This window comes from Nocardia sp. NPDC003482, assembly GCF_053588115.1.
Genome location: NZ_JBSFPI010000005.1, coordinates 276,189 through 295,307, shown reverse-complemented (window position 1 = coordinate 295,307; position 19,119 = coordinate 276,189). Strand labels below are relative to the sequence as shown.

Here is a 19,119-nt window from a genome sequence, read left to right as displayed (position 1 = left end):
AAGGACCACGGCCATGGCCGAATTCGACCGCGCCGAACTCGACGAGATGGTGCGCCGCTGGCTACAGGCGAACGAGGAGTGCGAGGCGAAGGGCGACTGGCGTCCCCTCGCCGAGTTCTACACCGAGGACGCCACCTACGGGTGGAACTACGGCCCGAAGCAGGAGTTCATGGCCGTCGGCCGCGACCAGATCCGGGACTGGGCGGTGGGTCTGGAGATGGACGGCCTCGACGGCTGGACCTACCCGTACCAGGCGTGGGTCGTCGACGACCGCACCGGCAACCTCATCGGCCTGTGGAAGCAGGTCAACGAGAACACCCGCCCCGACGGGCGGCACTACTCGCCCGAGGGCATCGGCGGCAGCTGGTTCCGCTACGGCGGGAACTTCCAATGGTCGTGGCAGCGCGACTTCTTCGACTTCGGCAATGTCAGCGCGCTGTTCCTCGAGATGATCACCGACAACGTGCTCTCGGACGGTATGCGCAAGCGCATCGAGCGGTCGGCCCAGCCGCAGCCCGGCTGGTACAAGATCGGCGAGGCCCCGGTGCCGCTGTGGTGAGCGAATCTCCCTCGCGCCGCAGCGCTTTCGCGGAGCTGAGCCACGCCGACCTGGCGGTGCTCGTCCCCGAACTGCTGTTGAGCGGTCAGCTGATCGACCGCTCCGGGATGGCGCACAGCATCAAGGCGTTCGGCCGCGCGGGGATGGCGGCCGTGGCGATCGAGGAATGGCAGGTGTCCAGCCCCGTCTACACCCGCCGGATGCAGCGCGCGCTGAACTTCACCGGCGACGACGTGGTGACGATCTTCAAAGGGCTGCAACTGGATATCGGCGCGCCCCCGCAGTTCATGGACTTCCGCTTCCGCGTCGACGATCCCCGGCACGGCGAGTTCTGGCTCGACCACTGCGGCGCGCTGGCCGATGTGGAACCGATGGGCGAGGACTACGTGCGCTCGATGTGCCACGACATCGAGGACCCGACCTTCGACGCCACCGCGCTGGCCACCAACCCGCACGCCCGGGTGCGCCCCATCCACCGCCCGCCCCGGGTGCCCGCCGACCGGCACCCGGTGTGCGCGTGGACGGTGGTCATCGATCCCGCGCACGAGCCGCCGCCGATTCCGCCCAACGCGGACGTCGTGGCCGAATCCGCCGCGGCCCGAGTCGAATTGGATCCGATCGATCCCGACGACCCGGGGCGTCCCGACTACTCCGGTCCGTTGCTGAGCGATCTGCGGTTCACCGACTTCTCCCGCTCGGCGCTCATCCGGATGGCCGACGAGGTGTGCCTGCAACACCATCTGCTGGCCCTCGGGTTCGTCATCGCCATCCGGTCGCGCACCGACACGGCGAGCGCGACGGAGATCGTGCGCAAGCAGTTCACCGGCATCGCGGGGCTCACCTCCGAACGGCTGCGCGACGCGCTCGGTCTCGGCCGCGACGAGGCGGCGCTGGCCCGGGTGCTAGCCCTGCATCCGGCGTGGAACCCGCTGCGCTACACCGATATTCGGGTCGAGCCGGGCGATTCCGAGGTCGTGTTGCGCCTCCCCAAGGCCAGCGGCGCGATCGCGGACGGCGTGTGGCCCACGGTGGTCGACGCCGATCACCTCGCCCCGCTCGAGGCCATGGCCCGCGGGGTCGATCCGCACTACGTCGCCGAGGTCGCCGCCGACACCGGCGACGAGCTGGTGGTCCGATTCCGGTTGGGCGACACAGCATTCCGAGAGTCCGGTGAGGTGGCGATCACCCGATTCAGCACCGGCGCCGATTTCCGCTTCACCGACCGCGGCATCCCGCTGCCCCTGACCGTGGTCCGAACCTCATGAGAGACGAATACCCATGGCGCGCAACTTCGCTGACCTGTTCGAGCACGCCGTCGACGCGATGCCCGACCGCACCGCGCTCGTCCACGCGGGCCGCCGCGTCACCTACGCCGAACTCGAGGCCCGAGCCAACCGGCTCGCCGATCACCTGACCTCCATCGGCATCGGGGCGGGCGCGCACGTCGGTTTCCAGATGCACAACAGCATCGAGACCATGGAGACCCTCATCGCCTGCTTCAAGGTGCGGGCGGCGCCGATCAACGTCAACTACCGCTACGGCGTCGAGGAGCTGCGCTACCTCTACGACAACGCCGACCTCGACGCGCTGGTGTACCACCGCGGCTACGAACCCGCTGTCGCACAAGCGCTTTCGCTGACACCGCGAGTGCGTCACGCCCTCGTGGTGGACGACGATCTGGGCAGCGACCACCTCACGAGCTCGGCCACCGCCTACGAGGCGGCCCTCGCGGCGGGCTCGCCGGAACGACGCGCGGTCGAGCGCAGCGCCGACGACCTGTTCATGATGTACACCGGCGGCACCACCGGCATGCCCAAGGGCGTGATGTGGCGTCAGGAGGACATGTGGCGGGTCCTCGGCGGCGGCATCGACTTCTACACCAACGAACCGGTCGCCGACGAGTACCAGCAGTCCCGCACCGGCGCGCAGAACGCTCCCATGACCTGGCTCATCCTGCCGCCGCTCATCCACGCCGCGGCCATGATGCCCACCTTCACCGCGCTGTGGACCGGCAACGCGGTGATCTTCGAGTCCAAATTCGATCCGATTCGGGTGTGGCACACGGTCGAACGCGAACGGCCGCAGGTGCTGGTCATCACCGGCGACGCCATGGCCCGCCCGCTGCTCGACACCCTCGCCGCCGAACCCGTCGACGCCTCCTCGCTGGTGGTCATCGCCTCCGGGGCGGCGCTGCTGTCGCAGCAGACGAAGAACGAACTGCTCGAACGGTTCCCGTCGGCGCTCATCTCCGACTCCATCGGCTCGTCCGAAACCGGTTTCGGCGGCATGGGTTTCGCGACCAAGGACGACGACCCCGGACGCGGGCCGCGGGTGCGGATCGGGCGCGGCGCGGTGGTCGTCGACGAATCCGGGCATCCGGTCCCGGCCGGCGCCGAGGGCTGGCTGGCCAAGACCGGGGCGGTGCCGATCGGCTACTACAAGGACGAGGCGAAGACCGCACGGCTGTTCAAGACGGTCGACGGCACCCGCATGGTCATCACCGACGACCGGGCGCGCGTCGAGGACGACGGCTCGATCACCCTGCTCGGGCGCGGGAACATGGTCATCAACACCGGCGGCGAGAAGGTCTTCGTCGAGGAGGTGGAAAGCGTTCTCAAGGCCCATGATTCGGTGTTCGACGCGGTCGTGGTCGGCGTCCCGCACGAGCGGTGGGGGCATCAGGTCGCGGCCGTGGTGTCGGTGACCGGCGACGGCACAACGGATTTCGACGCGCTCACCGCTCACGTACGGCGGCATCTGGCGGGATACAAAGTGCCCCGGCGGATCTGGATCGCCGAGACCATCACCCGCTCCCCCAGCGGCAAACCCGACTACCGGTGGGCCAAGGAGTTCACCGCCGCGCGCGAACCCGCCCACCGCACCGACCCGGTGTGAACGGGCGCGGCCCTTGTCGCGCACCACAAACCGTAGTACCGTCCAGACAGGTGTCCATCTCTTGTCTGGACAGGTCTTCAGGGAAGGATTTCCAATGACCCTGGTCAAGCCGCGGCGCGTGTCCGGAGGCGAACACGAACACGGTCACCTCGAGGAGTTCCGCACCGACCCGATCGCGCTCATGCGCCGGGTGCGGGCCGAGTGCGGGGACGTCGGCAGTTTCGGGCTCGCGGGCCGCGATGTGATCATGCTGTCCGGCGCGGAGGCCAACGAGTTCTTCTTCCGCGCGGGGGACGACGATCTCGACCAGGCGGCGGCCTATCCGTTCATGAAGCCGATCTTCGGCGAGGGCGTGGTCTTCGACGCGCCGCCCGAGCGCCGCAAGGAGATGCTGCACAATCAGGCGCTGCGCGCGGACCATATGCGCGGGCACGCGGTGACCATCGCCCGCGAGGTCGACCGGATGCTCGAACGCTGGGGCGACGAGGGCGAGATCGATCTGCTCGAGTTCTTCGCCGAGTTGACCATCTACACCTCCTCGGCCTGCCTGATCGGGGTGAAGTTCCGCAATCAGCTCGACGGCCGCTTCGCGCACCTCTACCACGAACTCGAGCAGGGCACCGACGCGCTGGCCTATGTCGACCCGTACGCGCCGATCGAGAGCTTCCGCCGCCGCGACGAGGCGCGTGCCAAGCTGGTCGAGCTGGTGCAGGAGATCATGACCGACCGCGCGGCCAACCCGCCGAGCGGTAAGGACGAGCGCGACATGCTCGACGTGCTCATCTCCATCACCGATGAGCAAGGGGCGCCGCGCTTTTCGGCCAGCGAGATCACCGGCATCTTCATCTCGATGATGTTCGCCGGGCACCACACCACCTCGGGCACCGCCGCGTGGACCATCATCGAACTGCTGCGGCATCCCGAGACGCTGGCGGGCGTGGTCACCGAACTGGACGAGCTGTTCGCCGACGGGTCGGAGGTCAGCCACAACGCGCTGCGTCAGATCCCGAACTTGGAGGCCGCGCTGAAAGAGGCGCTGCGCCTGCATCCCCCGCTCATCATCCTGATGCGCATCGCGCGCGACGAGTTCGAGGTGTGCGGCCACCGCATCGCCCCGGGCGACATGGTCGCCGCGACGCCCGCGATCTCCAACCGCATCCCCGAGGACTTCCCCGATCCGGACACCTTCGATCCGGGCCGCTACCTCGATCCGCGCCAGGAGGATCTCGCCAACCGCTGGACCTGGATCCCGTTCGGCGCGGGCCGCCACCGCTGCGTCGGCGCCCCCTTCGCCCTCATGCAGTTGAAGGCGATCTTCTCGATCCTGTTGCGCGACTGGGAATTCGAACTGTCCCAGCCGTCGGACACCTACCGCAACGACCACTCCAAGATGGTCGTCCAGCTCCAACAGCCCTGCCGCGTCCGCTATCGCCGCCGCCGGCGGTGACCCCCGAATCCCAGGAGTACGCAGTGCCAGCCCCAGCCATTCCCGCCGGATTCGACTTCACCGACCCGTCCCTGTGGGAAACCCGCAATCCCACAACCGAATTCGCCGAACTGCGCCGCACCGCGCCGGTCTGGTGGAACGCCCAGACCGACGAACAGTCCGGCGGCTTCCGCGACGGCGGGTACTGGGTGGTGAGTCGGCACGAGGACATCAAGGAGATCTCCCGCAAGCCGGAGATCTTCTCCTCACAGCGCAAGGGGTCGATCATCCGGCTGCCGGGCGAGATCACGGCCGATCAGATCGAGCTCACGAGCGCGTTGCTGGTGAACATGGATCCGCCCAAGCACACCAAGATTCGGCGGATCATCTCCAAGGGGTTCAGCCCGCGCGCGGTCGAGGGGTTGCGCGCGGCACTGGCGGATCGGGCGGCGGCGATCGTGCGCGGCGCGCGCGAGTCCGGGGGCGGCGACTTCGTGGAACAGGTCGCCTGCGAGCTGCCGTTGCAGGCCATCGCGGAGTTGCTCGGCGTCCCGCAGGAGGATCGCCGCAAGGTCTTCGACTGGTCCAACCAGATGCTCAACTACGACGACCCGGAGTACGGCGACGCGGTCACCACGACCTCCGCCGCCAACGCGTCGATGGAGATCCTCGGCTACGCCTGGAACATGGCCGAGCAGCGCCGCGCCGACAAGCTGGACGACATCGTGAGCCAGCTCGTGCACGCCGACGTGGACGGGGAGTCCTTGGCGTCGGACGAATTCGGGTTCTTCGTCATCCTGCTGGCGGTCGCGGGGAACGAGACGACGCGCAACGCCATCACCCACGGGATGAAGGCGTTCGTCGACAATCCCGAGCAGTGGGAGCTGTACAAGGCCGAGCGTCCGCGCACCGCGCCGGACGAGATCGTCCGCTGGGCGACCCCGGTGACGGCCTTCCAGCGCACGGCGGTCGAGGACACGGTGCTGGGCGGCCAGGAGATCAAGGCGGGTCAGCGGGTCGGATTGTTCTACAGCTCGGCCAATTTCGACGAGGACGCCTTCGAGGACCCGTTCCGGTTCGACATCACGCGAGACCCCAACCCGCACTTGGGTTTCGGTGGGACGGGCGTGCACTACTGCGTGGGCGCGAATCTGGCCCGGCTGGAGATCGACCTGATGTTCAACGCCATCGCCGACGCCATGCCGGACCTGACCCAGGTCGCGGAACCGGAGCGGTTGCGCTCGGGGTGGATCAACGGGATCAAGCACTGGCGGGTGCGCTACGCCTGACGCCCACGTCAGCTCAGGCCGCCGTCGACCGCGATGCTCTGACCGGTGATCCATCTCGCCGCGTCGGAGGCCAGGAAGTCGACGACATCGGCGATGTCGCCCGGTTCCGCCAACCGGCCCAACGGGGTCTGGGCGAGGAGAACGTCGACCGGGGCGCCGGACGAGGCGAACAGGTCGGTGTCGGTAGGGCCGGGCAGCACACTGTTGACGGTGATGCCGCGCGCGCCCAGTTCGCGGGCCGCCGTGCGGACGAGATGTTCGCCCGCGGCCTTGCTGGCGGCGTAGAGCGCCTGCCCGGCCGGGTTCACGCGGGTCACCGCGGAGGAGACGAAGACGATCCGGCCGCCGGGGCGCATGTCGAGCCCCGCCTGGCGGAGCGCCAGGAAGGTGGCGTGGGCGTTCAGCGAGAACGCGTGCCGGTAGTCGTCCTCGGTGGCCGCGTCGAGCGGGCCGCCCACGAATCCGGCGGCGTTGTGCACCAATACATCCAGGCCACCGTAGTGCCGCTGGGCCGCGTCGAAGAGGGTGCGCAGTTCCCCCGGGTTCGCGACGTCGGCCCGCAGCATCATCGCGCGGCCGCCCCGCGATTCGATATCGGCCACCACTCGCGCGGCCGCGGCGGCATCGGTGCGGTAGTTGCCGACCACGGCCACGCCGCGGGCGGCGAGCCGCAGCGCGACGGCTCGCCCGATTCCCCGCGAACTACCGGTGATGACGGCCACGCGATCGGTCGTATTCTGCACCGCGTCACTCCAATGGTAAATGTCGTCAACAGTTGAGTCTCTTTACTATATGGTTGACCTCCTAAACAATCAACTACCATCGCTCCATGGCCGCGGCATCGGATGATTCGACCTTCGCGCAGGCACTGCTCGAATTGGGCTGCGTCCTGGACGGACTCAGAGCGGCCGCCAGCCGCGACATCGGCCTCACCCCCCAGCAGGCGCAACTGCTCACCCTGGTGGACGCGCGGCACGTGACCCACAGCGAACTGGCCGCCCGAATGCATTGCGACAAGGCCAATATCACCGGTTTGGTCGACCGCCTGGAACGCCGCGGTCTGGTCCAGCGCCGCACGAATCCCGACGATCGGCGCGTGTCCCAGGTGTCGCTCACGGATCGGGGCACGGACCTGGTCGCCACCTTCAAGCGAGCGGTCCGCGAGACCGTCGCCGACCATCTCTCCTCGTGGCCCGCCGCCGATCGCCGCCGCCTGGGCGCGCTCGCCCGCGCCGCGACCGAGGCGCTGTGCGAGTGAGGTGGCGGGTTGCCCGGCGAATCCGGCCGTGCGATCCTGACTCGTGGCCCTGGCCCGACTCGCCCTCACCGTCCTGGACTGCGACGACCCCGCCGCCCTGGCGACATTCTGGGCCGCCCTCCTGGACGGCACCGTGATGCACCCGGCGGACGACGTGGTGGTCGTCGCCACCGCGCACGGTTCCCTGGCGATGACCCGCGTCCCCGCCCACCGCCCCCCGACCTGGCCCGACCCCGACGGCATTCCCAAACAGCTCCATCTCGACCTGGCCGTCGACGACCTCGACGCCGCCGAGGCCGAGGCCGTCCGCCTGGGCGCCCGCCGCGCCGACCACCAACCCGGCAACCGGCGATGGCGAGTCCTCCTGGACCCGGCGGGCCACCCGTTCTGCCTGTGCGATTGGTCCCAACCCATGGATTCACCCGCGTAAGATGTTGCGGCGCAAGTGAATCGGCGCTCGACCGACCACCCCGGTCAATAGTTGAAATCGGGCGCGTCGACCGGAACTACCGGAGGCCACGGGTTGATGTGGATCTCCCTGTCCGACACCGGAATTCCGTGGAACCACCCGTGCGTGCGATCGGCCGCAGTGGTCGGCCGGGCATCGATATAGTCCAGGTGCAGCCACGACCACACCTGCTCCGCGGGGCACGGCCCGGTTCGGAGGCTCGGATCGTCCACGACGCCGGACTGGATGAGGACATCGAGGTGATAGGCGGCGGAGAACCAGCGGGCAGCGTCCCGCCCGCCCGGGCATTCGCGATGCCAGGTCGTGGACAGGGCACGGTCGTCACCGAGACCACCCGCGCCGATGGACCGCGCGGCCAGACGCCGCACCATCGGCGCGGCCTCCGCCAGATCAGCGCACAACCCCTGCGTCACAGGGGAATTGGCGTAGTGCCCGGGACCGTTGACCGAGATCATCACCCCACCGGGGATGCGGCGGTCGTGGTGGCGGCGCAGGTGCGCCCCGGTATGAAAGAGCTGCACACTTCCCTTGAACATCCGCAGCGCACCGCGGCGGTCGCGCAGGGGAATCGCCTCGGTGTAGATCACATCGGCTTCGATCGGCGCGCACTCGGTCAGATACAGCGCCGCCAGCTCCGCGCACACCCCCCGCAACTCCGGACCGGGCACGGCCCAAGCCAGCCGCCGACTGTTGAAGACGACGAGAAAAGCACTGCTGAGCCCTTCGGCGGCCACCAACTTCCACGCCCGCCGATCGGCGGCGATCCGCTCGGCGACTGCCTGCGCGCCCGCATCCAGAACGTCGTCCCCGATCCAGCACACCGTCAAATCCAGCCCCCGCGCCGCCCGCCCACCTTTGGTCGCCAACCGCCCGAAAACACACGGCTGATGCCGCGCCACCCACTCGAGAAACACGGCACGCTTACGCTCCTCGGACGCGCCCGACAGCAGCACCCGATGCGCCTCATCGATATCGCCCCCGAACGACGTCCCCGCCGGGTACGACGGCAGCCGGTCGAGTTCGGCGAGCGGGGAATTTGCGGAGATCTGGGGCATCGTCGCCTCGATGTCGGAGGGCCGAAAAGCTTGTGACCAGGCTATTCTGGGGTATTCGGCCCTACCCGGCGGCCCTTACCGGTCACCGTGGAGTGTCGTACCTGGGTGGCAAAGTCACGTCCTTCCGGCGAACCGCAGGCAGGGCGAAGTCCGGACCGCTCCCGCCACTGCCCCCGGTGTAGTTGCCGAAGAAGCCGACGATCAGGACGATCCAGAAGAACAAGCCGGAAAACCACACCTTCACGAGCCGTCCGAAGGAGGGCCACCCGCCGTCCTCGGGTCGGATGACGACAAGCCCGAACAACAGCTTCCCTATGGTTGCGTGGCAGAACCCTTGTAGGAGTACGCGATCGGTGAAGGACAGAATCGGCCAGGAGATCAAGGCCCACAATCGCGCCTGCGGCACGTCCCCTTCCCAGGCGGGGTGCTGAGCCAACACCGCGAACACGGCGATCATCGGCCCGGCGTGCAGGACCCAGTCGACCAGAAAAGCCGAAACCCACCGCACCCGCCGAGCCGACGGATAGCGCGGGTCGAGTCCGTCCCCGTGTTGCCCGGATGTCTCGATCGTACGGATCTTCCGGGGCTCAGCGCGGCGGCTATTATTCACAGTGACAGCGCCCCTTCACCAGTGCTCTGGATCCGCAGGCTCACCGAGCGCGCCATATCGATGACCGTGCTCCGGAACCGCGGACCGTATTCGGCGAAGACAGTGGACAATTCGATCGACGCGACGGCCGACCCGTCCTCGGACGGCACCACCGCGTCGAGTTGATAGACCGGTGCGGTCGTGCCGGTAGTCGGGTTCCCGGCGAACTCCGGCACCGGGAAGTCGCGCACTCTTTCGAAGAACAGCATCGGCCTGTTGTCGAGTTCGACTACCTGGAGGTCGCCGTGATCGCCGCCTTCGATCGCGGCTTCGGCCAAGTTCTTCACCACCAGGCGCGGATTCTCCCGGTCGCCCCCGGTGTCGTAGACCAGGACCGTGAGCACCGACGTGACAAGCACCTCGTCGAACATATGCCTGCCGAGTCCGCAGAATCGAACGCCATTGCGGCCCAGTTCTCCGAGAAAGACCCGCATCGCCGGGAGCATCCGATCGGCGGCGGCCACCAGATCGGCGGCACCGACCTCTCGCAACAACGCTGTGGCACTTTCGATGCTGCTGTCGATGCCGCTCAACGGGAGCCCCACGTAACCGACGGGAATCCCGATGCCGAGTTCCACGCTGCGAGTGGTGGCCGTCACGAGCTCAACCAATCCCTGATGTCGTGATAGCCCGCGGTGATAGCGGTTTTGCCCCGCCAGACCATCTCGATGGTGTCGAGGCGGTTCAACAATGCCAACTCGGGGTTGGCATGAGCACCGACGCCGAACACGGAATCGGGAACCCCGAGCCTCGTGAAGACCGTATTGATTCCCTTCGTCGAGAGCCCTGCGGAATGGGCCGCATCGGACAGCACATTCGTGAGGGTAGGAGCCGCCTCACCTGCTTTGGCCGCTTGGGACGCCAGATCTCCCAGGGACGCAATGCCTTTCGCGGCACCATAGGCAGGCGCGACGCCGAGACTGTCCAATCCGACCTTCGACAATGACTCCAGGTCCTGCGTGTGGAAATCCCCATGCAAGAAATCGCCGTTCCCGACTCCCGTCGCGAAGTCGCCGATGTCATTGCGCACCTTGGGGTCGCTCAGATCCAACCCCACATCGGCCGCACTGGCGGCGATACCGACGACCATTCCGATCACGTCGAAGGGCGGCGGGGTGAACATCGCGACGAGTCCACCGATGGCGGCCACGGTGCTCAGGATGTTGTGCACCAGCTCCCGGTGTCGGGAGATCCAATCCCCGATCGCGGTGACCGCGTCGGTGATCTTGTCCCACCAATGTTTCGTCGGCGGTTCCGGTGCGAAATCCTTTGCGGCTGCTTCCAATTCGGCGGCGGCCTTGCGCGCTGCGGTCTCGTGCTCGTGTTCGAGATCCCGGGCGTGACGAAGGATCGCGTCGATCTTTGTCTGCGCGTCGTTCACCGCGGTGGTCGCTGCCGTGACTTGCGCGACGGCGTTGTTCAAGCGCGCCTGGGCCGCCTGCCGCTGAACAGCATCCGAGAAGGTCTGGTTCGCCAGCTCGAGGTCGGGATTGGCCCGGGCCCGCTGCAGAGCGGCCTGCGCGTCCGTGTACTCCCGACGCGCGGCGGCCGCCTCCGTTTCCAGCGTGCCGGCGACCTCACGATGCGCGATCAAGGAGCTGTGCCATCCAGCCAGCACGCCGACCGCCCGTTCCAGGGAGCTCTGCGCATAGCCGAGATCCCGAGCCAGGGTGGTGTCGAACTGGTTGCGGAACGCGTCGCCGCCCTGTCCGACCCACACGCCGTCGGTGCCGTTGCGCAGGCGGTTCAAGACCTCTTTGGTCTCCTTGATGGCCTCGCCCGCGGAGTTGATCCTCCCTCGCAGACCTTCGACGTCGTCGGGAACTCCGGCTACCGGATTGAAGCCCAGATTGGGATAGGGGTTGTCACTCAACGGAACTCGTTCACCGTGCCTCGGACCGACCGATGGACTGCTCGACCGCCACCCGGGCGCGATCCAATGCGTCCGCGAACTCCTTGTCCACCTGCCGATAGGCATCGTGGCATCGGGAAAGGCCGTCCGCCACGTCCTTGGCATGCTCACCGATCTGCTGCAGGCCGTAGTGCCATCGATTGTGGAAGTTGTCGGCGGCGTCGACGAGCACCTTCGGCCCGACATCGCCGTGGCCCTCCTGCTTCATGGCGTTCAGCGCATCGGTGAGCACCTGTTCCGAACCACGAAGCAACTGCACCATCTTTCCCAGAACGTCGATGTCCACCCTGAAGAAGCCGACCACACCGTCTCCCCTCACATCCCCGTGTCTACAGACAATCCGCCCCAAGGGTACGGAACGCCATCCGATTTACCACGGAGATCACCGCCGTCGGACTGCGCGACCTCGCCGAGCTGGGATATCCGTGGCTGTACCCCTGTGTCCGCTCTCGACATTCGGTTGCCCGGCGGCACGCGAGCCAGTGGTCGAACAGCTCACCCCAGCGCTCACACATCTTGCCGCCAACGGGGTACGGTTGATATGCGCGCTTATTACCTTGCTTTCGTGTCCATCTCGAGCCCGAGGAGGAACCCGGTGACGACCATTCGCACGGACGCCGAGGTACTCACTCTGAACGCGGAGGGCACCAGGCTCGTCAACTACGGGCAATGGGTGAGCGCCGAGTTGTATCGACAGGCGCGGGCGCGGCCGGAGTTCGAGTCCTTCTCGACGCGCGTCGAGCGACTCGCGGAGAGTATCGACCCCTTCGTGTGCTCGGTCGTTTTCACCGAGGAGTTCCGCGCTACCTGACCCGTTTCGACCGGCTGCGTTCCGGCTCAGTGGCGATCGACTGCCGTGCGAAGCCTTATCTCGGGCCTTGTCTCCACCCAAAGCGACTCGGCCACAGCATCATCGGAGAAGTCGATCCGAAGCCGTTCCCGCCCTTGATGTTTGTCGACCGACACCGATCGCACGCCCCTGAGCTCGAGATCGGCGAGCTGATCGTCTGCCACCCCGATGATCAACCGAATCTTGTGGTGATCGGGGCGTATCTCCATTTCCACCCACCTCTGCCCCCGCCGGAGCGAGAAGACGGCAGCGGTATACGGCCACAACTCCGCCTCGTCGTCCGCGTTCGTGTGCACCGGCGACTGTTCGGTGGCGTGCGGCCAGTGCGGCTCGCCCTCGAACAACCAGATGAGGTCGGCGAGGTCGGGGGCTGGGTCCATGGTCATGAACTGGAACCTAACGCTGAGGCGGAACGGATGCGGCACGCCGAGCTTGGCAAGGATATTGGACACATGCGTTTTGACCGTCTGCTCACCGATGCCCAGTGCGACAGCGATTTCCGGATTCGTGGCGGCCTTCGCCAGCAGAATCAGGACCTGATGTTCGCGCGGGGTGAGCGTGGTGAGTTCGGGTGCGGCAGGGAATGGTTCGATGCCGTGCGACAGCCGCTCGATCAGGCGGCGGGTCAGTAGGGGATCGATCAGGGCGAGATTGCGCTTCGGTTCGGACGGCGGCGACGAGGTCTCGTCCCGGCACCCGCCCGGGTGAGTAAGCCGCTGGCGCCCAAACGCAGTGCGCGGTAGGAGTTTTCGTCGCTGCGCTCGGCTGCCAGGGTGAGAATTCGGCTGGCGCCGCCGAGTTCGGCGACGTCGGGGTAGTCGAGTCCCGGCACGTCGAGATCGAGGATGGCCATGTCGGGCCGGAGTCGTCGCATCTCGCCGCAGGTCACCCCGCGACTTCCGCCGCCTGGTGTCGGAGCGCGTGGATGAGGGCCCGGACGGGGGCCGTTGTGGGGCCGGGCGGGCGGACCACGCTGACTCGGCGGCGTTCCTCCGGCAGGTCATCGACGACGACGAGGCGAACGCCGGGCGGGATCACCGAGCGCAATGTCGCGGGAACGGTGGTGATGCCCGCTCCGGCGGCGACCAGGTGGAGTTTGGTCAGCCAATCTCGCGCGGCGTGCTGAACGCGGGGCCGTCCGGGCAGGCCCGGCCAAACGCCCAACAACGACTCGTCGGTGGAGGTGGGGCCGGCGATCCACGTCTCGGCGACGAGATCCTTTGCGGCGACGTGGGTTCGGCCCGCGAAGCGGCTGTTCTCCGGTACCGCCAGCACCAAACGATCGTCCAGCAACGGTTCCGCGCGTAGCGACGGCTCGTCGGTGTCGGGCGCCCGATGCGGTGGCCGCGAGGACAGTACGGCGAGGTCGAGGGATCCGGCGCGCAGGGCCCGCACCAGAGACGGCGTCGCACCCTCCCGCGTAGCGACTCCGACGTGCGGATGCTCCCGGCGCATGGTCGCCAGCGCGCGGGCCACGAGTACCGCTCCCGCCGCCGGGAAGAAGCCGAGCCGCACCGAACCGGCCTCGTCCGCATTCCCGCGCAACTCCCGGTCGGCCGCATCCAATGCGTCCAATGCCGTCACGGCGTGCCGCAACAGAGCACGACCCGCCGAGGTCAACCGCACGCCACCGGGATAACGGTCGAACAGCCGCACCCCGGCCGCCTGCTCCAGCGCCGCCACCTGCCGGGACACCGCCGACTGCGTGTATCCCAGAACCCGGGCCGCGGCCGTGAAGGTCCCGCATTCGGCCACCTCCCGCAACACCCGCAGCCCGACCACCGTGACGTCCATGAGTTTTCAGCATATCCAGTATGCGAAGCATTCGCTTTCCGAATGCCGGTGCCGCTCCTAGCGTGGAGGAGACCGACGACCAGAGGAACGCCGATGCCACTCATCACCATCTACCTGCGCCAGGGAACCACGCCCGAATACCGCCGCAAGGTCTCCGCTGGCCTCCATAAGGCCATGGTCGACGTCTTGAAGATCCCTCACGACGACCAGTTCCACGTCTTCCTGGAGGTCACCCCCGACAACTTCCACATGCAGCAGATGGTGTTCGGCCTCCCGCGCAGCGACCGCACCATGCTCATCCAGCTGTCCTTCAATCACCGCCCCGCCGAACAGAAGAACGCGCTGTTCCAGGAGATCGTCACCAACCTACGGCGATTCGCTGACGTCCCCGAAGAGGACGTCCTGATGACGATCCTCGAAACAGCCCGCGAAAACTGGTGGGCCGCAGGCCGAATCGTCAACCCGCAGACCGGCTACGACGCCCGCATGACCGACGTACCGGCCGATTCGGCTGCGCCACGATAGCAATGCTCATCGGGACGACGGGTAGTGGTGAACCGGAACGATCCGGCGGGTATGCGCCCACACAACGGCATGTACCCGATCGCGAACCCCGAGCTTCGCAAGAACATTGGACACGTGAGTCTTGACGGTCTGCTCCCCGATGCCGAGCGCGACGGCGATTTCGGGGTTGGTGGCGGCCTTCGCCATCAGAATCAAGACCTCATGCTCGCGCGGGGTGAGTGCGGTGAGTTCGGGCGCGGTGGGGAAGGGTTCGATGCCGTGCGACAGGCGCTCGATCAGGCGGCGGGTGAGCAGGGGATCGATCAGCGCGGGATTGTGTGCGGCGGCCCGGACTGCGGCGACGAGGTCTCGACCCGGCAGCGCTTCGGTGAGAAAGCCGCTTGCACCCAAACGCAGTGCGCGATAAAGGTTTTCGTCCGTGCGCTCGGACGCGAGGGCGAGAATCCGACTGGTACTGCCGAATTCGGCGACCGGCTCGGCGACGGCGGTGTCGTCGAGCCCGGGCAGGTCGAGAGCGAGGATGGCGATGTCGGGTCGCAGTCGCCGCATCTCCCGCACTACGGCGGGCCCGTCGCCGACCTCGCCGACGCAGCGCAGGTCCGGCTGGCTCTCGAGCACCGCCCGCAAACCCGACCGGAAAACGATCTGATTGTGCGCGAGCAGCACCGAAGTCGTCGTGCCGCGCCCCGGATCGGCGTCCGCGGTGAAGCTGCGCCCCGCGCCCGGAGTGACGGCGTGCGCGCTGCCCGCCGACAACATCGTCGCGGTGAGCGCGAGCACGAGCGTGGACACGAGCCGCAGCAGCAGCGGGCGCGGCAGTGTGGTCGTCGGCATGGACACAGTCTGCTTCAGCGGAGGAACCCCGTGTAGTTCTTGTTCATCACCTGACTTTCGAGCTGTTTGACGGTGTCGAGGCCCACGCTCACCACGATCAGCACCGAGGTACCGCCGAATGCCAAGTTCTGTGCGGGACCGCCGGATCCCGCGCCCGACAGCAGGTTCGGCAGGACAGCCACCGCGCCGAGATAGATCGCGCCCGGCAGGGTGATGCGGCTCAGCACGAAGCTCAGGTGATCCGCGGTCGGCTTGCCCGGACGGTATCCGGGGAGAAACCCGCCGAACTTCCGCATCTCATCCGCACGCTCCTCCGGGTCGACGGTGACCCCGACGTAGAAGTAGGTGAAGAACACGATCAGCGCGAGGTACACCGCGACGTAGACCGGACTCGTCGGGTTCGTCAGGTACCGCCGCACGTACTCCTGCCACGCCGCGGTGTGCCCGGAAGACGTCAACTGCGCCACCAGATTCGGCAGATACAGCAGCGACGACGCGAAGATGACGGGAACGACCCCGGCCTGATTCACCTTCAGCGGCAGATACGTCGGGGCCCCGCCGTACATCCTGCGCCCGACCACCCGCTTGGCGTACTGCACCGGAATCCGCCGTTGCCCCTGCTCGACGAAGACGACCCCCACGATCACGACCAGCGCGCCGACACCCACCAGAATCGTGATCGGCAACCCACGACTGTCGTATATCTGCCTGCCCTGCACCGGAATTCGCGCCGCTATCCCGGCGAAGATCAGCAACGACATCCCGTTGCCGACGCCCCGCTCGGTGATCAGCTCGCCGAACCACATGACCAGGCCCGCGCCCGCGGTCATCACCAGCACGATGACGATCATGCCGAAAAGCGAAGTGTCGGAGAGGATATCGCGCGGACAGCCCGGAAGCAGCTGCCTGCGCGCGGCGAGCGCGACCAGAGTCGTCGCCTGCAACACCGCCAGCGCCATCGCGAGATAACGGGTGTACTGCGTGATCTTGGCCTGCCCGGATTGCCCCTCGCCGCGCAGCCGCTCGAAGCGCGGAATCACGGCGGTCAGCAGCTGGGTGATGATACTCGCGGTGATGAAGGGCATGATGCCGATCGCGAAGACCGACAGATGCAGCATCGCGCCGCCGGAGAAGAGGTCGATCAGCTGGTAGATCCCGGCCGACCCACTGCCGGAGACGATCCCGAGACAGGTACGGACGGACCGATAGTCCACTCCGGGAGACGGGAGCGCGGCCCCGAGGCGATACACCGCGATCAGCCCGAGGGTGAAGAGGATCTTCCGCCGGAGGTCCGGGGTCCGCACGGCCGACGCGATGGCGGAAAACACGGCTCCTCCTGACGAATATCGTTGCGGCACAGGCGATCGGCCCTGCCTCGGGATCTCCGACGGTACGGGTGCTGGCGGTCGGCGCACGTCGGCCGCGAGGGGTAAATCGCCCTCCCCCGATGGAGGGAACGAGCACGCCGAGCCGCGATCGTCCTGGAACAGCGGCCCCGGCTCGGTAGGGTAAGGCCGTGCGCGACTTCGGTAGAGGCTTCCGGTATCTCCTGACCGGCCAACGCTGGATCCTCGGGCACGGCCGCCAATACGGTTTCGGCCTCCTACCGGGCCTGATCACCCTCGCGCTGTACCTCGCGGCACTGATCGCCCTGATCCGCTACGGCTACGACATCGCCACCGCCGTCACCGGATTCGCCGACCACTGGTCCAGTGCGGAACTACTACGGGTCTTCGTCACCGCCCTCCTGATCGCCCTGGCCCTCCTGCTCGCGGTGCTCAGCTTCACCGCGGTCACCCTGCTGATCGGCCAGCCCTTCTACGAGGCCCTCTCCGAACGAGTCGACCGCGCGGCCGCCCCGAACGGCCGCGCCCCGCAATCGAATCGCCCCCTGTGGCAAGAGCTATGGATCTCCGCCCGCGACAGCCTCCGAATCCTGCTCCGCGCCACCCTCTGGACCCTCCTCCTGTTCGCCCTGGGCTTCCTCCCCCTCCTCGGCCAAACCGTGATCCCAGTCCTCGCGATCTTCGTCACCGGCTTCTTCCTCACCGAGCAACTCACGGCAATGGCCTTGCAGCGGCGCTCGATCGAACTACGAGAACGGCTGAAACTGTTGCGCTCCCGCCGAACGCTGGTGTGGGGCTTCGGCGCTCCCTTGGCGGCTGTCTTCTTGATTCCGCTCATCGCGGTTTTCCTGATGCCGGGGGCGGTGGCGGGGGCGACTCTGCTTGTTCGGGATCTGGTGGGTGAGGCGGAGCGGGACGACCAGTTCGGGCCAGCCGCCGATCGGTAGCCGGGCCGTTCCGGCCTCGAGTTTCGCCCGTCCCGGAGTTCGTTGCGCGCCAACGCGCGGCGTTCCAACGACTATGCTCCCGAGGTGCCCGACACCTCCCCGTTTCGATTGCTCGTCGCCGGCGGCGGCACCGGCGGCCACGTCTTCCCAGCGCTGACCACGATCCGCGTCCTCCGAAAGCGCTTCGCCGAATCCGGCTGCGGCATCGAGGTCCTCTGGCTGGGACAGGCCGACGGGCTGGAGGCCAGGACCGCCGACCGCGAACAGATCCCCTTCGCCCCGGTGGCCGTCGGTAAGATCCGACGCGACCGCAACCCGCTCAAAATGCTGTCGCGAGCCAACGCGACCGACATGGCACGCGTTCCGCTCGGCATCGCCCAAGCCCGCCGCGAGGTCGCGCGTTTTCAACCGGATACTGTTCTGACCACGGGCGGTTACGTCTCCATCCCCTCTGGCATCGCTGCCCGAATCTGCCGCCGCCCCTTAGTGATTCACGAGCAGACCGTCCGCCTCGGCCTGGCCAATCGCGTCCTCGGCCGACTGGCCGACCGCATCGCCCTGTCGTCCGAATCGAGCCTGACGCTACTACCCGCGAAGTTGCGGACCAGGGCAGTCGTCACCGGCAACCCGGTCCGGCCGGAGATCTTCACCGGCCAACCCGACAAGGCCATCGACGCACTTGGCCTACACACCTTCGACCGATCCCTGCCCACCATCCTCGTGACCGGTGGCGCACAAGGCGCACAACAGATCAACACAACCGTCCGCCAGATCCTGCCCTGGCTTCTACTGCACGCCAACGTGATCCACCAATGCGGCACAGCCTCGGCCGCCGAGTTGCGCGAGTTCTCCACCACACTGGAATCGCCCCTCGCGCAACGCTATTCGGTGACCGAATTCATCGCCGAAGAAATGCCCGACGTACTGGCACTGGCCGACCTCGTCATCTGCCGCAGCGGGGCGGGCACCATCGCGGAACTCACCGCCATCGGCAAACCCGCCATCCTGATACCCCTCGCCTCCGCCGCGGGCAACGAACAAGCCCACAACGCAGCGCAATTGGAGATCACAGGTGCGGCGGTGAGCCTCGCCACCGATGTCTCGCCGCAGACGTTGCGCACCGCACTGGCTTCACTGCTCGACGAGCCCGAGCGACGCGCGGCCATGGCCGAACGAGCTCGGCAACACGGACGACCGAACGCCGCCGAACGGCTCGCGGAGGAGCTCCTGACGACAGCCATGCCGAGCCGCGACCAACAGCGGTAGCGATAAAGATGTTCGCGGCATTCACTCGCTCACAGACGCGAGCAT

The 19,119-nt window shown here is 67.3% G+C and carries 23 protein-coding genes; 12 read left to right on the top strand and 11 right to left on the bottom strand.

Annotation, left to right across the window (positions count from 1 at the left end; all coding sequences use genetic code 11):
• The first annotated feature begins 13 nt into the window (after positions 1-13).
• The 5 genes from ACWDSJ_RS10570 to ACWDSJ_RS10550 all read left to right on the top strand — a co-directional run bounded on the left by ACWDSJ_RS10570 (position 14) and on the right by ACWDSJ_RS10550 (position 6,169).
• On the top strand, positions 14-559 hold the full coding sequence (locus ACWDSJ_RS10570) for a nuclear transport factor 2 family protein (RefSeq protein WP_450030937.1): 546 nt from the start codon (positions 14-16) through the stop codon (positions 557-559).
• Complete coding sequence (locus ACWDSJ_RS10565; protein ID WP_450030935.1) at positions 553-1,824, top strand: hypothetical protein; 1,272 nt, start codon at positions 553-555, stop codon at positions 1,822-1,824. Before ACWDSJ_RS10570 ends, ACWDSJ_RS10565 begins: the two co-directional genes overlap by 7 nt.
• Before the next feature lie 13 nt (positions 1,825-1,837).
• On the top strand, positions 1,838-3,454 hold the full coding sequence (locus tag ACWDSJ_RS10560; protein WP_450030933.1) for an acyl-CoA synthetase: 1,617 nt from the start codon (positions 1,838-1,840) through the stop codon (positions 3,452-3,454).
• A 94-nt stretch (positions 3,455-3,548) separates the two neighbouring features.
• Complete coding sequence (locus ACWDSJ_RS10555; RefSeq protein ID WP_450030931.1) at positions 3,549-4,901, top strand: cytochrome P450; 1,353 nt, start codon at positions 3,549-3,551, stop codon at positions 4,899-4,901.
• 23 nt (positions 4,902-4,924) lie between these two features.
• Positions 4,925-6,169: a cytochrome P450 gene (locus tag ACWDSJ_RS10550; protein ID WP_450030929.1), complete on the top strand. Its 1,245-nt coding sequence runs from the start codon at positions 4,925-4,927 to the stop codon at positions 6,167-6,169.
• An 8-nt stretch (positions 6,170-6,177) separates the two neighbouring features.
• Here ACWDSJ_RS10550 and ACWDSJ_RS10545 read toward each other — a convergent pair whose 3' ends face one another.
• Positions 6,178-6,912 carry an SDR family NAD(P)-dependent oxidoreductase gene (locus ACWDSJ_RS10545; protein WP_450030927.1) on the bottom strand — a complete coding sequence of 245 codons (735 nt, stop codon included), beginning with the start codon at positions 6,910-6,912 and terminating at the stop codon, positions 6,178-6,180.
• 86 nt (positions 6,913-6,998) lie between these two features.
• On the opposite strand from ACWDSJ_RS10545, the gene ACWDSJ_RS10540 reads away from it, so the two are divergent.
• Both ACWDSJ_RS10540 and ACWDSJ_RS10535 read left to right on the top strand, forming a co-directional pair.
• Positions 6,999-7,427: a MarR family winged helix-turn-helix transcriptional regulator gene (locus ACWDSJ_RS10540; protein WP_450030925.1), complete on the top strand. Its 429-nt coding sequence runs from the start codon at positions 6,999-7,001 to the stop codon at positions 7,425-7,427.
• Between the two features lie 43 nt (positions 7,428-7,470).
• Complete coding sequence (locus ACWDSJ_RS10535) at positions 7,471-7,857, top strand: VOC family protein (RefSeq protein WP_450030923.1); 387 nt, start codon at positions 7,471-7,473, stop codon at positions 7,855-7,857.
• A 44-nt stretch (positions 7,858-7,901) separates the two neighbouring features.
• Here the strand turns inward: ACWDSJ_RS10535 and ACWDSJ_RS10530 are convergent, their stop codons facing one another.
• From ACWDSJ_RS10530 to ACWDSJ_RS10510, 5 genes are all read right to left on the bottom strand, one after another.
• Positions 7,902-8,951 carry a hypothetical protein gene (locus ACWDSJ_RS10530; RefSeq protein WP_450030921.1) on the bottom strand — a complete coding sequence of 350 codons (1,050 nt, stop codon included), beginning with the start codon at positions 8,949-8,951 and terminating at the stop codon, positions 7,902-7,904.
• An 82-nt stretch (positions 8,952-9,033) separates the two neighbouring features.
• Positions 9,034-9,459, bottom strand: a complete 426-nt coding sequence (locus tag ACWDSJ_RS10525) for an RDD family protein (RefSeq protein ID WP_450030919.1) — start codon at positions 9,457-9,459, stop codon at positions 9,034-9,036.
• Between the two features lie 98 nt (positions 9,460-9,557).
• Positions 9,558-10,199 (bottom strand): hypothetical protein, encoded by a 642-nt coding sequence (locus ACWDSJ_RS10520; RefSeq protein WP_450030917.1) that lies wholly within the window; start codon positions 10,197-10,199, stop codon positions 9,558-9,560.
• Positions 10,196-11,473 (bottom strand): hypothetical protein, encoded by a 1,278-nt coding sequence (locus ACWDSJ_RS10515; protein ID WP_450030915.1) that lies wholly within the window; start codon positions 11,471-11,473, stop codon positions 10,196-10,198. Before ACWDSJ_RS10515 ends, ACWDSJ_RS10520 begins: the two co-directional genes overlap by 4 nt.
• Before the next feature lie 10 nt (positions 11,474-11,483).
• The gene (locus tag ACWDSJ_RS10510; RefSeq protein ID WP_387364621.1) at positions 11,484-11,816 is read right to left on the bottom strand and encodes a hypothetical protein; all 333 of its coding nucleotides are present in this window, start codon (positions 11,814-11,816) and stop codon (positions 11,484-11,486) included.
• A gap of 291 nt (positions 11,817-12,107) precedes the next feature.
• Here ACWDSJ_RS10510 and ACWDSJ_RS10505 point away from each other — a divergent pair, with 291 nt between their 5' ends.
• A complete protein-coding gene (locus ACWDSJ_RS10505; protein WP_450030912.1) occupies positions 12,108-12,323 on the top strand; it encodes a hypothetical protein in 216 nt (71 codons plus the stop codon).
• A 26-nt stretch (positions 12,324-12,349) separates the two neighbouring features.
• Here the strand turns inward: ACWDSJ_RS10505 and ACWDSJ_RS10500 are convergent, their stop codons facing one another.
• Entirely contained in the window at positions 12,350-12,886 is a 537-nt protein-coding gene (locus ACWDSJ_RS10500) for a LuxR C-terminal-related transcriptional regulator (RefSeq protein ID WP_450031031.1), read from the bottom strand.
• On the opposite strand from ACWDSJ_RS10500, the gene ACWDSJ_RS10495 reads away from it, so the two are divergent.
• Positions 12,815-12,994 (top strand): hypothetical protein, encoded by a 180-nt coding sequence (locus tag ACWDSJ_RS10495; protein WP_450031041.1) that lies wholly within the window; start codon positions 12,815-12,817, stop codon positions 12,992-12,994. The two genes, ACWDSJ_RS10500 and ACWDSJ_RS10495, sit on opposite strands and share 72 nt — an antisense overlap.
• 8 nt (positions 12,995-13,002) lie before the next feature.
• On the opposite strand, the gene ACWDSJ_RS10490 is transcribed toward ACWDSJ_RS10495, so the two are convergent.
• On the bottom strand, positions 13,003-13,236 hold the full coding sequence (locus tag ACWDSJ_RS10490) for a hypothetical protein (protein WP_450031039.1): 234 nt from the start codon (positions 13,234-13,236) through the stop codon (positions 13,003-13,005).
• Positions 13,237-13,247: 11 nt separating this feature from the next.
• A complete protein-coding gene (locus ACWDSJ_RS10485; protein WP_450030910.1) occupies positions 13,248-14,156 on the bottom strand; it encodes a LysR family transcriptional regulator in 909 nt (302 codons plus the stop codon).
• 93 nt (positions 14,157-14,249) lie between these two features.
• Between ACWDSJ_RS10485 and ACWDSJ_RS10480 the strand changes: the two genes are divergently transcribed.
• Positions 14,250-14,681 (top strand): tautomerase family protein, encoded by a 432-nt coding sequence (locus ACWDSJ_RS10480; protein ID WP_450030908.1) that lies wholly within the window; start codon positions 14,250-14,252, stop codon positions 14,679-14,681.
• Positions 14,682-14,687: 6 nt separating this feature from the next.
• Here the strand turns inward: ACWDSJ_RS10480 and ACWDSJ_RS10475 are convergent, their stop codons facing one another.
• Positions 14,688-15,515 carry a LuxR C-terminal-related transcriptional regulator gene (locus ACWDSJ_RS10475; RefSeq protein ID WP_450030906.1) on the bottom strand — a complete coding sequence of 276 codons (828 nt, stop codon included), beginning with the start codon at positions 15,513-15,515 and terminating at the stop codon, positions 14,688-14,690.
• A gap of 14 nt (positions 15,516-15,529) precedes the next feature.
• Complete coding sequence (secY, locus tag ACWDSJ_RS10470) at positions 15,530-16,843, bottom strand: preprotein translocase subunit SecY (RefSeq protein ID WP_450030904.1); 1,314 nt, start codon at positions 16,841-16,843, stop codon at positions 15,530-15,532.
• A 188-nt stretch (positions 16,844-17,031) separates the two neighbouring features.
• On the opposite strand from secY, the gene ACWDSJ_RS10465 reads away from it, so the two are divergent.
• Both ACWDSJ_RS10465 and murG read left to right on the top strand, forming a co-directional pair.
• Complete coding sequence (locus tag ACWDSJ_RS10465) at positions 17,032-17,808, top strand: EI24 domain-containing protein (RefSeq protein WP_450030903.1); 777 nt, start codon at positions 17,032-17,034, stop codon at positions 17,806-17,808.
• An 84-nt stretch (positions 17,809-17,892) separates the two neighbouring features.
• A complete protein-coding gene (gene murG / locus ACWDSJ_RS10460; RefSeq protein WP_450030901.1) occupies positions 17,893-19,074 on the top strand; it encodes an undecaprenyldiphospho-muramoylpentapeptide beta-N-acetylglucosaminyltransferase in 1,182 nt (393 codons plus the stop codon).
• Positions 19,075-19,119: the final 45 nt, after the last annotated feature.